The following is a 14,188-nucleotide window of genomic DNA, read 5'->3' on the forward strand; positions in this document are numbered from 1 at the left end:
CACTATCTTGGGTTAGGCTTTAAACCATTTACTATGGCAGATTGTGGTATTTGTATTGCAGTTCTTATATCATTTGGGATAAGTTGAAAAGTATTGCCCTGAATATCTTTATGCTTAATCGAAAGTTCGAATCTTTTAATATCAAACCATCTCAATCCTTCATCTAAAAACTCCTTTCTTCTTTCATCCAATAAAAAAAGTTTCATAGCATTTTGTGCATCAGACAAAGAATAATGCTCTTTAATCTTATTCAAATCCAATTTTCCTCCTTCCATATATCTCTTTGCCGCCAGGATATGATAATCATGTAATGCAATTTCATATTCTCCTTGCATAATGTAACACTCCATTCTATTCAAAAGCACCTCTTCTCCTTTTAGTTCACTTTGAATAAAATAGGGAAATCCTGTATTAGAAGTTGTATAGCGGAACAGTTCATGGTACTTTGGAACAACAATAGCTCCAGTTCTATAACTCCATCTCTGATCCCTAACATCTAATTCTTCCTGAATATTATCATTAAAAAGTTCAATAAAAATCTTTTTATCACTCCTGTAACCATAATTAGCCCTGGCATAGAATGATTCTTTTCTTATTGCAATTAAATTGGATTTTTCTTTTACATTGGAATTTTTAGCTGCCATTTCATCAAAAGTAGTCCCTTGATAAATTTTAAATAAGTCCCTCACATAATCATTGGGATTATCATCGAGAACCAAATTACAATACTTTAAACTATTTGAATAATCTTTCTTATAAAGATAAAATCTTGCAGCAAATGCATAAGCTGCTTTTCTTGTGAAATGATATTTTTTTGATCCAATAAAATAATCATCCTTTAACAATGAAAGTCCTGTAATTAAATCTCTTTCGATTTTATCGTAAACCTGTTTAACCGATCCCCTTGAGTAATTCTCAAACAGTCCATCCTCTACTACTTCTACATACGGAATACCAAGATCATCTTCCGATGTTTCACCTCTATAATGTTTTGAAAAAACATTCACGAGTAAAAAATGATTATAAGCTCTAGAAATTAATGCTTCAGCTCTCACAACAGATCTATGATCATCATCTCCTGAAACTTTATCTATAACAGCCAATGCTTCATTGCAATGAGCTATTGCATAATATGTATTTTCCCAAAAATAAGTGGTAGACTCCTGAGCTTCATAAGAATCCATTGAAATCCATTGAAAAGCTTCAGTCATATGGTCTTTTTGGGTATTATCAGGAATGGCCGACACATTGTCCGTCATCCATTCAATAAAAAGATATGTGCTCTCATTATACGAATTAGCAACTAACTTGGCAATATCTTTAACTGTTTGCAACTCCTTTCTATCATCTGGGTTTTCATCGAGATAGGAATCACAAGAAATCGAAAGTACAGTTATAAGTAATATGCCAAAAAGTCTGTTCATGATAGAGCAATCAGTTTAAACTTAGAAAGCTAAGTTAACAGAAAAACTATAAGTTCTGGACATTGGAAGTGAAATTCCTCCTGATTGAAAAAACTCAGGATCAACTCCATTTAACTTTTTATCCGAATAAAGCAAGGCAATATTATAGGCCTGAAATTTTAAACTTGCCGAACTCAAATTCATTGAATTTAACCAAGTTTGAGGCAATTGGTATACTACGCCAATATTTTTAAGTCTTACAAAACTTCCATCTGCAACACGAGCAGTACTTTTATTATAAAGTTGATATGGATTTAATCCATTATCATTTAATTCTTCAGATTTCCATCTTGTTAATATTACCGGAATATTAGTTCTATTCTCATCACCGGCTTTTTTCCAACGATTCTTAAGCCTTCCTGGTAGGCTTGAATAATCATCATATCTGTCACTGAATGCATCTTCAAGCCTGATTTTATTTCCAAATCGATAATTTAAGCCAATTGAAAATGTCCAATTTTTGTAATGAAAAATGTTCTCCAAACCTCCAAAACCTTTAGGTGTCGTTGGTCCTTCATATTTCAGATATTTTAAAATATCTATTCTCTTCTGTAAATTAAGCTTTTGAATATTTTTACCATTGGGCCCAAAAAACTGAGGAACTCCATTGTCATCTAATCCTGCAAATGGGATAGAAAATAAACTATTGGAAGAATAACCTTCAAAATTTGTTCCCAGCGATTGAATGGCATCAGCAATTCTAGGTTCATCATAGTATTTGGTAATTTTATCCTTGGCATAACTAAAAGTAAAACGTGTATCCCAATTGAAGTTTTTAGTTTTAACATTTTGAGAGCTAAGTGTAAATTCAATTCCATTAATTCTCATTTCGCCAACATTACCATACTTCTTTCTTATTCCTCCAACACCAGTTGTTGTCACAAAACCAAGTAAATCTTTAGATCTTCTTCTGAAATACTCGATATCAGTATAAAATCTTCCATTTAATACTTCTAACTCAATACCTAAATTAAATTCATATAGTTTTTCCCAGGTAAGGTTTTTATTGGCCAGCTCATCTATATATAACACACCTTCTCCATCCTCATCATTCGGTCTCAATGGTTCTCCTGCTTTTAAAATTAGAGAGGGACTCGCTCCAATTCCATTATCTCCAGACAATCCATATGTTGCCTTTAACTTTAAGCGATCTACAAAACCAATTGACTTCATAAAATTCTCACCATGAACATTCCAAGCCCCACTAACATTCCATGTAGGCAGATACCTTGAATCACTATTTTTCCCTTGTCGATTATCTCCATCGAACCTAAAAGTAGAGTTCAAAATGTATTTCCCTTTGAAAGAATATGCTCCAGTTAAAAATACTCCTGCAAACCTGTACTTTTCTTTCCTTCTGTAATAATCTGTTTGATCACGAAATTTTAGATATTTTACAACCATTGGATCGGTAATACTAATCCCTCCCTTATCGTATAAATACCCCCAAATCTCATGGTGGGTTTCCTTTCTATTTGTATATCTTATTTCTTGTCCAAACAACAAGTTAACAATATGATCCTGGTCTGATTTTAAATTCCAATCCACTATATTTCTGATAAAATAACCTGTTAATGAATTTTTAGTGGTGTTATAAAACCCTCCCTGCTTTAAAACCGAATACGGCTCTTTTTCCGGATGATCAGGATCATCAAAAAGAAAACTATTTCTATTTACAAACAAGGGAGCATCAGCTCTATATGCTTCAGCATGATTTGATGTTTCATGAATCTTTTGCTCACGTAAGGTATTTACCCAGCGCCCTTGAAAAGTAGATCTAAATCTCAATTTAGAAGTAATTGCAAACTGCACCTCGCCCTGAAATAAAATATCATCCACATCTACATTCACATAATTGTGATCCAACTCATACAAAATATTGAAAGGGGCATAATTCCTTCTAAAATACTCTAAATTACCATTCTCATTATAAGGCCTAATACTTCTACTGGTATATAGTGCATAGTTATAGGGGTTTACATCAAAATTACGCTCATAAAGTCCATCAATTGGTTCAAATTTTCTATCCTGAGATCCTGGCAATTTTTGATCTCTAATATTCCCTGATACTTTAAATCCCAATTTCAGTCGCTTCGAAACATCAAAATCTCCTTTTACCAATGTAGTATAGTTCTTAACCTCATCAGCTAAAGTTTGTCCTTCATCATTATAATATCCGATAGAGGTATAAAACCTTGATTTATCTGATCCTCCAGAAATACTAAATGAATGTTGTTGCGATAAGGAATTTCGAAACAAAACATCAAACCAATCGGTATTTGAATTGGCATACTTTGATAAAAACTGATAATTCAACCCCCCATCGGGTCCCCAGCTTACATTATTGTTAGCAATCTCATAAAACATTTTACTCATGGCTCCATGATTTGCTGCTGATGAAGCTTTGGCAATATCAATCCAACCTTTATCATACAACTCTTCATAAACTTCCATTTCCTCATCAGAAGATAATATATCGAATTGTGAATAATTAGGCTTTTGTCTTATAATAGCACTTCCTGAATATGTAACTTTTAATTTTCCTGTTTTTCCTTTTTTGGTAGTGATTACAATTACTCCATTCATTGCTTTTGCACCATACAATGCTGTAGCCGAAGCATCTTTCAATATCTGAAATGATTCAATATCATCAGGATTTAAACCTACAACACCTGAACTCAAAACCGTAGAAAGATTACCTGAAGTTAAGTCATTATTGGTCAACTCTATAATATCTTCCTGAACTACACCATCAACAACCCAAAGAGGCTTGTTACTACCATTAATGGAGGCTTTTCCTCTAATTCGAACAATAGGAGATATCCCAAAGGTTCCAGAAATATTATCTACTTGCACTCCAGATATATGCCCCTGCAGAGATCGGCTAACATCTGAAATTCCATTTAAAGCAATATCAATTTGATTTAATTTATTGGCAGATCCGGTAAATAAATTTCTGTCAATTTTCTGAAAACCTGTAGTAACCAACACTTCTCTAAGTCTTTCATCAGACGGAAACAACTCAACATTGATTTTTTCCAATTCACCAACACTTACCTCCTTGGTTTTCATCCCAATAAACGAAAATACCAATATTATATTAGGATCATTAGCTATAATAAGAGAGTAATTACCATTAATATCAGTCGATGTACCAAAATAAGTTCCTTTTATCAGAACAGATACTCCTGGTAACATCGTTCCCTTATTATCGGTAACATACCCATAAAGGTTTTTTACTTTTTTAATCGTTTTATGAAGTTCAGAATCCGCACCATTTACATTGGGATCAGGCTTAATTATAATTACCTTATCGCGTATTTCATATGCCAACCCAGATCCGATTAGACATTCTTGTAGAATTTCCCTTACACTTTTAGGAATGCCAGTAAGATTAATATTGCGAACTTTCTTAATATCATCAACATTATACAAAAATGTATAATTTGTTTTTTCTTTGATCTCAGACATTACTTCAATCAAACTTACACCTTTCATTCGCAACTCTAACCTTTCCTCTTGTGGAAATGCTTTAGATTTTAGTCCAAAACACACAAATAGAAAGAAGAAAAACAGGAGTCTTATTGCAAAAAACTCTTTTCTTTTCTGCATAAACCTCTAATTCCGATTTTTTTTAATATTTTTGAGTTGTGATTTGGTTAGTATTACACTTCTAGCGATAGTGGTGTTTATTGGCTTTAACCGAGATTTGTAGCAGCAAATCTCGGTTTTTTTTACACTTCTTCAACCCAAAGGGCTCTATCCTTAATTGTGAACTTCACTTTTTGTGTAACCTCAATTAACTCTAATATTTGATCGATATTATCGTATCTTGTCAGATCTCCCGAAAATCTTAATTCTTTAACAGATTCGTTTAAAAAGGACACCTCTACATTGTACCACCTTGAAAGTCTAATCATTATATCTTCCAAACTTTCATTTTCAAAAACAAACCTACCATCTTTCCAAGCAGTATAAATTTCAGTATCAACTACCTGCTTTAATGTTTTCCCATTCGATTTATTAAAGCGATATTGTTCGTTTGGCAACAATTTCACCTTGTTTCCAAATAAAGTATCACTAACTTCAACTTTACCTTCAACTAAAGTGGTTACAATTTCATTTAAATCTAAATAGGCGTTAACATTAAATGATGTACCAAGTACTTTAACCTGTGCTTTATTAGCGTTGACGACAAATGGATGAACAGAATCCTTAGCAACTTCAAAGAAGGCTTCCCCTTTAAGCTCAACTTTTCTTATCCCCGATCCAAATTCTGATGGAAACCGTAGTTTCGAATTGGAATTAAGCCATATTCTGGTTCCATCCATTAGTGTCAACTTATATTCCCCCCCTTTGGGAATAATAATTGTATTATAGGTTAATTGTGATTTGGTAATATTTGATTTTTTCTGATAAATTAATTCCTGAGTTTTATTTGAAATAAATACATCACCTTCTTTAATTATAACTTCTTCATCCAGCTGATATCTTTCACCATCACTAGTTATCAATATAGCTTGTTGTTTTCCCGGGTTTATAACACTTGAAACGTTATTATCCAATAAATTTGAAAAGAAGAGAGTAGAACCTATTGTAAGAATAAGTACTGCAGCAATTTTTAGAAAGTTCATATTTAACTTTCTAACTTTTCCTTTTTTAATTTTAGCCTGAATTTTATCCCAATTTGCTTTTTTATTGGATTTCTCCAATTTTGATTCTCTTTCCAAATATTGCTTTTCGGGATTCATTGAAAGCTTTTGGAATAGAATCGAATTTTCTTCATTAGCTTGCTTCCATTCCTCCAGGTACTGACATTCCTCATCAGTTAATCGATCCTCCAACCGTTTAACGATTAAATCAGCAATTTTAAATCCTGAATTTAAATCCTTCATCTTCATTTTTGCATTTACATGTACTATAACAGTTTCTCTCAAAAAAAGGGTGACAAACATTTTAAATTTTGTCACCGTCGTAATTACTAGATATATTTTACAAAAACATCAGTATCGTAAATAAATCTTTTAAATTTTCTTTCAAAAACTTACTAGCTCTTTGTTTTTGAGTTTTCACCGTATTTATAGAAATATTCAGGTCTTCTGCAATTTCTGCATTTTTAAGCCCTTTTAAACCCAATAAGTAAATAGCTCTCGCCGATTCTGGAAGTTTTCCAACTGTATCTGCAATGATTCTTTTCACTTCCTCTTCAATAACATTGTTTAAAAAATAATCCTCACTCAAAACATCAGTCTTCGTCTGAGCTTCATAATTTCTTTCAACTTTCTGGTGATCTAGATAGTTTAAACAAGAATTACGAACTGTTTTATATAAAAAGGCTTTGAGTGGTGCTTCATGATAAAAGGAAGATTTTTTTTCCCATACCTTTATAAAACTCTCTTGGACTAAATCTTCAACAACATCGCTATTGGTCACATATTTCTGACCAAATAAAAATAATGCCTCATAATATTTATCGTACAAATTCTTAAAAGCAGATTGGCTTCCACTCCTGAATTTTTCGATGGATATGTTGGCAGTTGTTGGCATAGGTTCTTTTTACAAATGGACAGACAATATTATAAAATAATTTCAGATTTCAATAATTGTATATTTTAGATTAGATAAATCAATTAAATAGCATGTTATACAATGAAAAAAGGGTGTCTAAAACAGACACCCTTTTAACGATAAGACATCTTTTATAAGTTTAATTTTTTCTTTAAATGCTTTGGTAAAGCATCTTTATGTACCATAATAGCAACTGTTTTCAATTTAACGTATGCTTCACTCATGTTCAAATATCCGCCAAATTTATTACTATCATCGGCCCAAGAATTTTTTGTCTTATAATAAAGCGTTCCATTTTGATCCTTTACAATACCCGTTAAATGCATCAAATGATCATCAGTTGTCTGGAAATTATCAAAAGTTTTCTGGCGCAACCCTTGCGTTACTTTAGGCTCATTGGTGTTTCCTTTAGGCTTTTCAGTATTATTCTCAACTCCATCTTCCCATTTTGCTATTTCAGAATTACTCATATCAGTTTCTTTAACAGCAGGCAAAACAGCATATCCTTTTCTATGTGAAAATCCTTTTTCACTCACATCACCATCCCAACAAACAGAATATCCATTCTCTAAGGCGTGATTCATAACCTCCATCAATTCACCGATTGGCAGATTATAATATAAATCATCTGACCAATTGTCTGGAATTTCAAGATTAATTTTTGAATAAAAAGGATGGTGATTGTAAGATGTAAGCTCTACATAATCCGAAGAGTTAAATCCAACTTCTTTGGCAAATTCTTGCGGAGTATACTCTTTTCCGTTGTACTCGAAAGACTCCGGTAGTTTTCCCATATAAGTATCCAAAACCCCATTTACCGTTGCAAACCAAACCGGTGTTATTTTTTTATTAGGGTTCTTTACAATTTCATCCAACATTGCCTTTGTAGATTTTACCATTTCTCTATGAATGTGAAAATCTCCCTCATATTGATTGCCTGAATAGATTGTTTCCGGTACAAATCCATGAGTTTTTACAACATTAATTACATCATGAGCTTGTCCACCCTCACTAAAGTTACCTTTTCCATGCAATCTAAAATATCGTTTTGCTTTTTTTGAATAAGCTTCACGTACAATATACATTTCAGATAAATCCATTTCGGGAGCTCCCATTCTTAACAATTCCGTTTCAATAAACGAAGTAGTTGCAAAGCTCCAACAAGTACCAGTACTTTGTTGGTTTTTAACTGGTGTCGTTTTTACTTCTGCAACAGTAGTAAATTTCTTTTCATCTTGTTGCTCCTGTGCATTTGTCACATGCAAACCACTAACCAACAATAGTGTAAGAAGTAATTTATTCATTTGTTTGTGTTTAAGTTTAAAGGTGTATTTTTACAAATTCTCTAATTCTGACTGTTTCTTTTTTGGCATTTTTTCAACAACCAACTTATACGATTTATCAATCCATTCTTTTAATAAATCATCGCATACACTTCCATCAATCCTAACAGTATTCCAATACCTCTTATTCATATGGTAGCCTGGTAAAACTGCAGCATATCTTTCTCTTAATTCAATTGCCAGATCTTCTTCACACTTTACATTCATGCTCAGTTCATTATTGATATTCGTAAGCAAGAACATCTTATCTAAAACCTTAAATACCAAAGTTTCTTCATCAAAAGGGAAACTCTCAGTAACTGCTTTTTTCGACAGACAATACAGTCTTAGTTCTTCAATATTCATGATTTAATCGTTTATTAAAATCTTAGCAAATGAAGATTCAAATATAAAGAGTTTTAAAGATATCTTTGATTGTAAGTAAAAATTATAATGGCAAAATTCATTCTATTTATTAGTGAGTTACTTTCCAAAACGGAAAATATCTATTCCAATTCCTTCAATTTTGACAAAACATTAACATTTAGATACAAAGAAATGATATTTGTTTATCAACATAAAACAAAGCTCCACTCAAACTCTTTTTTTATTTACATTATGATTCATTAACTCTTATTTAAGAATTCATATACCAAAGCACAAAACCTCCCAATTTACTGAGTTTTACCACATACCACTACAATTACGAATAAGAGCTCTGAAAATGATTTTTTTTTAACTAGTCTTGATTTCGTATATTTATAGCACCAAAAACGCTTTTAAAAAGTAGATTTAGTTATGAATCAAGTTAGCTATACTCAAAAATATAACTGGAAGGACAAACGAATCCTCATTGTTGAAGACGAGGAAATTAATAACATGTTCTTTGATGCTGCATTAAGCAGAACCGAGTCTGAATTGCTTTGGGCCAAAAATGGCAAAGAGGCTGTGGATATTGTAGATGTTACCGAGGATGTTGATGTGATATTAATGGATATTCGCTTACCAATAATGGATGGTTGTGAAGCAACCAGAAGAATTAAAAAACGTCATAGCGAAATTCCTATTATTGCTCAAACTGCTTATGCATTGGAAGGTGATCGTGAACGAATTTTAGATGCAGGATGTGACGATTATCTTGCTAAACCAATTCGTTTTGAAGAGTTACTAGCTACAATCGATAAATATCTTGCCGACTAATCTACTGGCGCAATAAATGCATCTTCGATGTGTTCTATTACGTACTTCTCTCCTTTTTTAATTACGCTAACAACATCAAATCTGACTTCTTGTTTAATTTCTTTTAAATCTACATATGCCTGTGTAGCCTTTACCAGAAGTTTAATTTTGGATAAAGTTATTGCATCAGCCGGATGTTCAAAATAATCTGTTGATCGGGATTTTACTTCAACAACAACCAAAAAGTCGTCTTTTAAGGCAACAACATCCAGCTCTTTTTTTTGATAAATCCAATTCCTATTCAAGATCTGGTAACCTAATCCGATCAGGTGTTTTACAGCCAAATCTTCTCCTAATTTACCTAATTCGTTGTGCTTTGCCATTATTGAATTATCGTTTGTCCCAATTAAAACTAACCTCCTTCTCGTCTACCGACATTTTTACATACCTTCCCAAGGGCAGTGTCCAATTATCATTAATATGACCAGCTGGGAAATTATAAACAACCGGGTAAGTATAGCTTTCCACAGCTTCATTAATGATTTCATAAGCCGCTTTTCCAAATTTAGGATCTCCTTCTTTCATGCCACTAAAACCACCAACCACAAGAGCTTGAAGTTCAGATAATTTCCCTCCCATTCTTAAATTATACATCATTCTATCTAAATGATATAACTCCTCGCCAACATCCTCTATGAATAAAACTTTACCATGAGTTTCAAAATCCATATTAGTACCACGCAAGCTATACAAAATAGATAGATTACCTCCAATCAATTCACCTTCAGCAATCCCTAAACGATTCAATTCATGAGCTTGAATCTTATAATCCACAAACCTTCCCATCATCGCACCAAACAATGTTTCAACCGATTTTCCTGTATGATCATCTGTAAAATTAATGGGCATTACTGAATGCAAACTTTCAACTTCCAAAATATTATTAAGATAGCTATGAAATACTGTTATATCGCTATATCCAATAATCCATTTAGGCTTGCGAAGAAATAAATCAAAATCTACATGTTCTAATATTCGCACACTGCCATATCCTCCTCTGGCACAAAGAATTGCTTTTATATCCGGATCATCCAGCATTTGCTGAAAATCTTTTAACCTATTTAAATCCCTACCTGCGAATTGGTGATACTCATCAAATACATGCTTACCCAAAACCACCTTTAAGCCTAAACGTTCAAGCATGTCAACTGCAATTCCCACTTTTTCCGGTTCTATCTTTCCTGCTGGTGAAATGATCCCAATTTTATCTCCTTTTTCTAAAGCAGTAGGCTGATACATATTTATTTAGTTTTTATTGTAAACTGTGTTCAAATTAAGAATAAAATACAAAGCAAGAACAATATTTTTGATAATTCTATCTTATCTTTGCCAACGATTTGCTAAATAAGGTGCTAATCAACAAAAAAAGTAACCAAAATAATAGTTGGAACAGATATTATAATTTTTGTTCCATGTGTAAAAAATATCTCAAATGAAGAAATTTAACAGAACTCTTGTAACTACAGCTCTTCCATATGCCAATGGTCCTGTTCATATTGGACACCTGGCAGGTGTATATGTTCCAGCCGATATCTATGTAAGATACCTAAGGATGAAAGGCGAGGATGTTCTTTTAATTGGAGGTTCCGATGAGCATGGTGTACCTATCACTATAAAGGCTCAAAAAGAAGGAATTACCCCTCAAGATGTTGTTGATAAGTATCACAATATCATTAAAGATTCATTCGAGAAATTTGGTATTTCTTTCGATGTTTACTCAAGAACAAGTAACAAAGTTCATCATGAAACGGCTTCTGAATTCTTTAAAACTTTGCATGAAAAAGGTGAGTTTATTGAGAAAACCAGTGAGCAATATTACGATGCAGAAGCAAATCAATTTCTTGCTGACCGCTATATAACCGGAACTTGCCCTCATTGTAAAAGTGAAGGAGCATATGGAGATCAGTGTGAAAGCTGTGGAACATCATTAAATGCAACTGATCTTATCGATCCTAGATCATCAATCACAGGAAATAAGCCTGAATTAAAAGAAACAAAGCACTGGTATTTACCACTTGACAAATATGAGCCATATTTAAAACAGTGGATTCTTGAAGAACACAAAGAATGGAAGCCAAATGTGTATGGTCAGTGTAAATCATGGTTGGACAATGGACTTCATCCACGTGCTGTTACACGTGATTTAAACTGGGGAGTTCCAGTTCCTGTAGATGGAGGAGAAGGAAAAGTATTGTACGTTTGGTTCGATGCTCCTATCGGATATATTTCAGCAACTAAAGAACATACACCTGATTGGGAAAAATATTGGAAAGCTGAAGATTCTAAAATGGTTCATTTCATTGGAAAAGACAATATTGTTTTCCATTGTATCATTTTTCCATCAATGCTAAAAGCCGAAGGTTCATACATTCTTCCAGAAAATGTTCCTTCTAACGAATTCTTGAATTTAGAAGGAGATAAAATTTCCACATCAAGAAACTGGGCAGTTTGGTTGCACGAATACCTTGAAGAATTTCCAGAGAAGCAAGATGTATTGCGTTATGTACTTACAGCCAATGCGCCTGAAACTAAAGACAATGACTTCACCTGGAAAGATTACCAGGCAAGAAATAACAATGAGTTGGTTGCAATTCTTGGAAACTTCGTGAACCGTGCATTGGTATTAACACACAAATATTTCGATGGAAAAGTTCCTGCTGCTGGCGAACTAAATGATTTCGATAAAGAAACATTAGCTGAAATTCCAACAATCAAAGCACAAGTAGAGAAAAACCTTGAAACTTACCATTTCCGTGAAGCTTTAAAAGAAGCAATGAATTTGGCTCGTTTAGGAAATAAATACCTGGCAGATACAGAGCCTTGGAAAGTGATAAAAACAGATGAAGAAAGAGTTAAGACGATCATGAACATTTGTCTTCAGATCTCTACCAACCTTTCTACTTTAATGGAACCATTCTTGCCATTCACTGTTAACAAATTAAGAGAGTTCTTAAACATTGAACCTCTAGCTTGGGAGAATATTGGTGAAAATGTAATTGAAGTTGGTCATCAAATTAACAAGGCTTCCTTATTGTTCGAAAAAATTGAAGATACAACCATTCAAGCTCAGGTTGATAAATTATTAGCAACCAAAGCTGCAAACGAAGCTGCAAACAAACCAGTTGCTCCAGCAAAAGAAAACATCAATTTTGATGATTTCATGAAAATGGATGTTAGAGTTGGTACCATTACTGAAGCTGAAAAAGTTGCAAAGACTAAGAAATTATTAAAGTTAACTGTTGATACGGGTATTGATCAACGTACTGTAGTTTCTGGTATTGCAGAGCATTATAAGCCAGAAGAAATTATTGGCAAACAGGTAAGCATATTGGTTAACCTTGAACCTAAAAAACTAAAAGGAATAGAATCGCAAGGAATGATTCTAATGGCTGAAGATGCTGATGGAAAACTATCATTTGTTTCTCCTGATCAAACAGTAAAACCTGGTTCCGAAATTAGATAAGAAACAGGATATAAAAAGAAAAGCGCTTCCCAAAAGGAAGCGCTTTTTTTATATCGATAATTTTGTTTCTTATTGTTTCAACACCCAATATGATGATTTAGGATTAGCTGCAATTGCTTTTTTCTTAAATTGGTCTACCGCTTTTCTGGTATTGAATTGATTAATTGCAACAGAAAACAAATTTTTATTTTTAATAATCATTGCAGGATAAGATTTAGAAATTAACTCTTCTTGCAAAATCTTAGCGTTTTCAACAGTTGTAAAACTGCCAGCAATCAAATAAAATTTCCCTTTACTAGTTTTTGAAATCTTAACAGCAACTTTATTTTTTTCAACTTTTGGCTCAAACTTCACCAACTCTTCTGGTGGAGAAATTTGAGGTTTTAATTGTACATGATTCTCTGTTAAAGAATTTTTATCTCCGGTAAATCCCATCGAAGCTGAATCTAACACAGAATTACGCTCCGAATTTAAAGGAAGTAAAGCTACCACTAACAAAACTGCAGCAGCGGCAGAAGCATACCAAATTCTTTTTGTGGTAAAAAATCCTTTTACCTGATGATCAACAATTGAAGGAATTCTTTCTTCAACTGGTTTATGCAGTTTTGGAAGTTCAAATTGTTCCAACCCCAAACTATCAACCAAATAATTCAGGTTTGCCACTGGTTCAAATTGTAAATTATGCTTTCTGTCCTTACAAAATGAACCGATGCCATCGATCACAACTTTTTCTCCACGCTGAATTTTCACTCGAATGTCTTCTACAAAAAACATAACAGCCTTCTCAGCTTCAGCATAACTTAAATTCTCCAAGTCTGCCAAATGATTTATCAAAAGACCATCGTTTTGTGTTAGATTACGATTGAATCCCAAATCTTTCGATGGAGGAAAAAACATTTGTTGATTTTCATCGATTCTGGCAGAACGATAATTCGCTACAAACCCACCAAAACCAGGTAAAATCACACAATCGTGCACAAACAATAAATCTTGTATGTATTTTGATATCTCATGCATAATAGACAAATATAATTAAAAATAAATGTCACTCAAATGGATAATTTACGTATAAGAACCAATCGATTAAAAATCAACACATTCCATGTTTAATTTTTAATTAATTCAATTACTCA

The 14,188-nt window shown here is 33.0% G+C and carries 11 protein-coding genes; 2 read left to right on the plus strand and 9 right to left on the minus strand.

Translation table 11 applies throughout. The features are described 5' to 3' along the window. Window positions 1-2 precede the first annotated feature (2 nt). The 6 genes from BXY64_RS15910 to BXY64_RS15935 all read right to left on the minus strand — a co-directional run bounded on the left by BXY64_RS15910 (window position 3) and on the right by BXY64_RS15935 (window position 8,719). A complete protein-coding gene (locus BXY64_RS15910; RefSeq protein ID WP_120240960.1) occupies window positions 3-1,424 on the minus strand; it encodes a RagB/SusD family nutrient uptake outer membrane protein in 1,422 nt (473 codons plus the stop codon). Window positions 1,425-1,445: 21 nt separating this feature from the next. Next, entirely contained in the window at window positions 1,446-5,075 is a 3,630-nt protein-coding gene (locus tag BXY64_RS15915; protein ID WP_120240961.1) for a SusC/RagA family TonB-linked outer membrane protein, read from the minus strand. Window positions 5,076-5,197: 122 nt separating this feature from the next. Next, window positions 5,198-6,358: a FecR family protein gene (locus BXY64_RS15920; RefSeq protein WP_170150685.1), complete on the minus strand. Its 1,161-nt coding sequence runs from the start codon at window positions 6,356-6,358 to the stop codon at window positions 5,198-5,200. A gap of 97 nt (window positions 6,359-6,455) precedes the next feature. Beyond that, entirely contained in the window at window positions 6,456-7,010 is a 555-nt protein-coding gene (locus tag BXY64_RS15925) for an RNA polymerase sigma-70 factor (protein WP_120240963.1), read from the minus strand. 152 nt (window positions 7,011-7,162) lie between these two features. After that, complete coding sequence (locus BXY64_RS15930; protein ID WP_120240964.1) at window positions 7,163-8,335, minus strand: C1 family peptidase; 1,173 nt, start codon at window positions 8,333-8,335, stop codon at window positions 7,163-7,165. Between the two features lie 30 nt (window positions 8,336-8,365). Then, the gene (locus BXY64_RS15935; protein WP_120240965.1) at window positions 8,366-8,719 is read right to left on the minus strand and encodes an MmcQ/YjbR family DNA-binding protein; all 354 of its coding nucleotides are present in this window, start codon (window positions 8,717-8,719) and stop codon (window positions 8,366-8,368) included. Window positions 8,720-9,151: 432 nt separating this feature from the next. Here BXY64_RS15935 and BXY64_RS15940 point away from each other — a divergent pair, with 432 nt between their 5' ends. Then, complete coding sequence (locus BXY64_RS15940) at window positions 9,152-9,553, plus strand: response regulator (RefSeq protein WP_120240966.1); 402 nt, start codon at window positions 9,152-9,154, stop codon at window positions 9,551-9,553. Here the strand turns inward: BXY64_RS15940 and BXY64_RS15945 are convergent. Further along, window positions 9,550-9,915, minus strand: a complete 366-nt coding sequence (locus BXY64_RS15945) for a YraN family protein (protein ID WP_120240967.1) — start codon at window positions 9,913-9,915, stop codon at window positions 9,550-9,552. The two genes, BXY64_RS15940 and BXY64_RS15945, sit on opposite strands and share 4 nt — an antisense overlap. A 7-nt stretch (window positions 9,916-9,922) precedes the next feature. After that, window positions 9,923-10,831: a S66 peptidase family protein gene (locus BXY64_RS15950; RefSeq protein ID WP_120240968.1), complete on the minus strand. Its 909-nt coding sequence runs from the start codon at window positions 10,829-10,831 to the stop codon at window positions 9,923-9,925. A gap of 193 nt (window positions 10,832-11,024) precedes the next feature. Here BXY64_RS15950 and metG point away from each other — a divergent pair, with 193 nt between their 5' ends. Beyond that, entirely contained in the window at window positions 11,025-13,055 is a 2,031-nt protein-coding gene (gene metG / locus BXY64_RS15955) for a methionine--tRNA ligase (protein WP_120240969.1), read from the plus strand. Between the two features lie 69 nt (window positions 13,056-13,124). On the opposite strand, the gene BXY64_RS15960 is transcribed toward metG, so the two are convergent. Next, window positions 13,125-14,072 (minus strand): HU domain-containing protein, encoded by a 948-nt coding sequence (locus BXY64_RS15960; RefSeq protein WP_120240970.1) that lies wholly within the window; start codon window positions 14,070-14,072, stop codon window positions 13,125-13,127. Between the last annotated feature and the right edge of the window lie 116 nt (window positions 14,073-14,188).

This window comes from Marinifilum flexuosum (assembly GCF_003610555.1).
Lineage (GTDB): Bacteria > Bacteroidota > Bacteroidia > Bacteroidales > Marinifilaceae > Marinifilum > Marinifilum flexuosum.

Coding starts and splice junctions, on each gene's coding strand:
- BXY64_RS15910 (WP_120240960.1), bottom strand. CDS start 1,424: ATGAACAGACTTTTTGGCATATTACTTATAACTGTACTTTCGATTTCT.
- BXY64_RS15915 (WP_120240961.1), bottom strand. CDS start 5,075: ATGCAGAAAAGAAAAGAGTTTTTTGCAATAAGACTCCTGTTTTTCTTC.
- BXY64_RS15920 (WP_170150685.1), bottom strand. CDS start 6,358: ATGAAGGATTTAAATTCAGGATTTAAAATTGCTGATTTAATCGTTAAA.
- BXY64_RS15925 (WP_120240963.1), bottom strand. CDS start 7,010: ATGCCAACAACTGCCAACATATCCATCGAAAAATTCAGGAGTGGAAGC.
- BXY64_RS15930 (WP_120240964.1), bottom strand. CDS start 8,335: ATGAATAAATTACTTCTTACACTATTGTTGGTTAGTGGTTTGCATGTG.
- BXY64_RS15935 (WP_120240965.1), bottom strand. CDS start 8,719: ATGAATATTGAAGAACTAAGACTGTATTGTCTGTCGAAAAAAGCAGTT.
- BXY64_RS15940 (WP_120240966.1), top strand. CDS start 9,152: ATGAATCAAGTTAGCTATACTCAAAAATATAACTGGAAGGACAAACGA.
- BXY64_RS15945 (WP_120240967.1), bottom strand. CDS start 9,915: ATGGCAAAGCACAACGAATTAGGTAAATTAGGAGAAGATTTGGCTGTA.
- BXY64_RS15950 (WP_120240968.1), bottom strand. CDS start 10,831: ATGTATCAGCCTACTGCTTTAGAAAAAGGAGATAAAATTGGGATCATT.
- metG (WP_120240969.1), top strand. CDS start 11,025: ATGAAGAAATTTAACAGAACTCTTGTAACTACAGCTCTTCCATATGCC.
- BXY64_RS15960 (WP_120240970.1), bottom strand. CDS start 14,072: ATGCATGAGATATCAAAATACATACAAGATTTATTGTTTGTGCACGAT.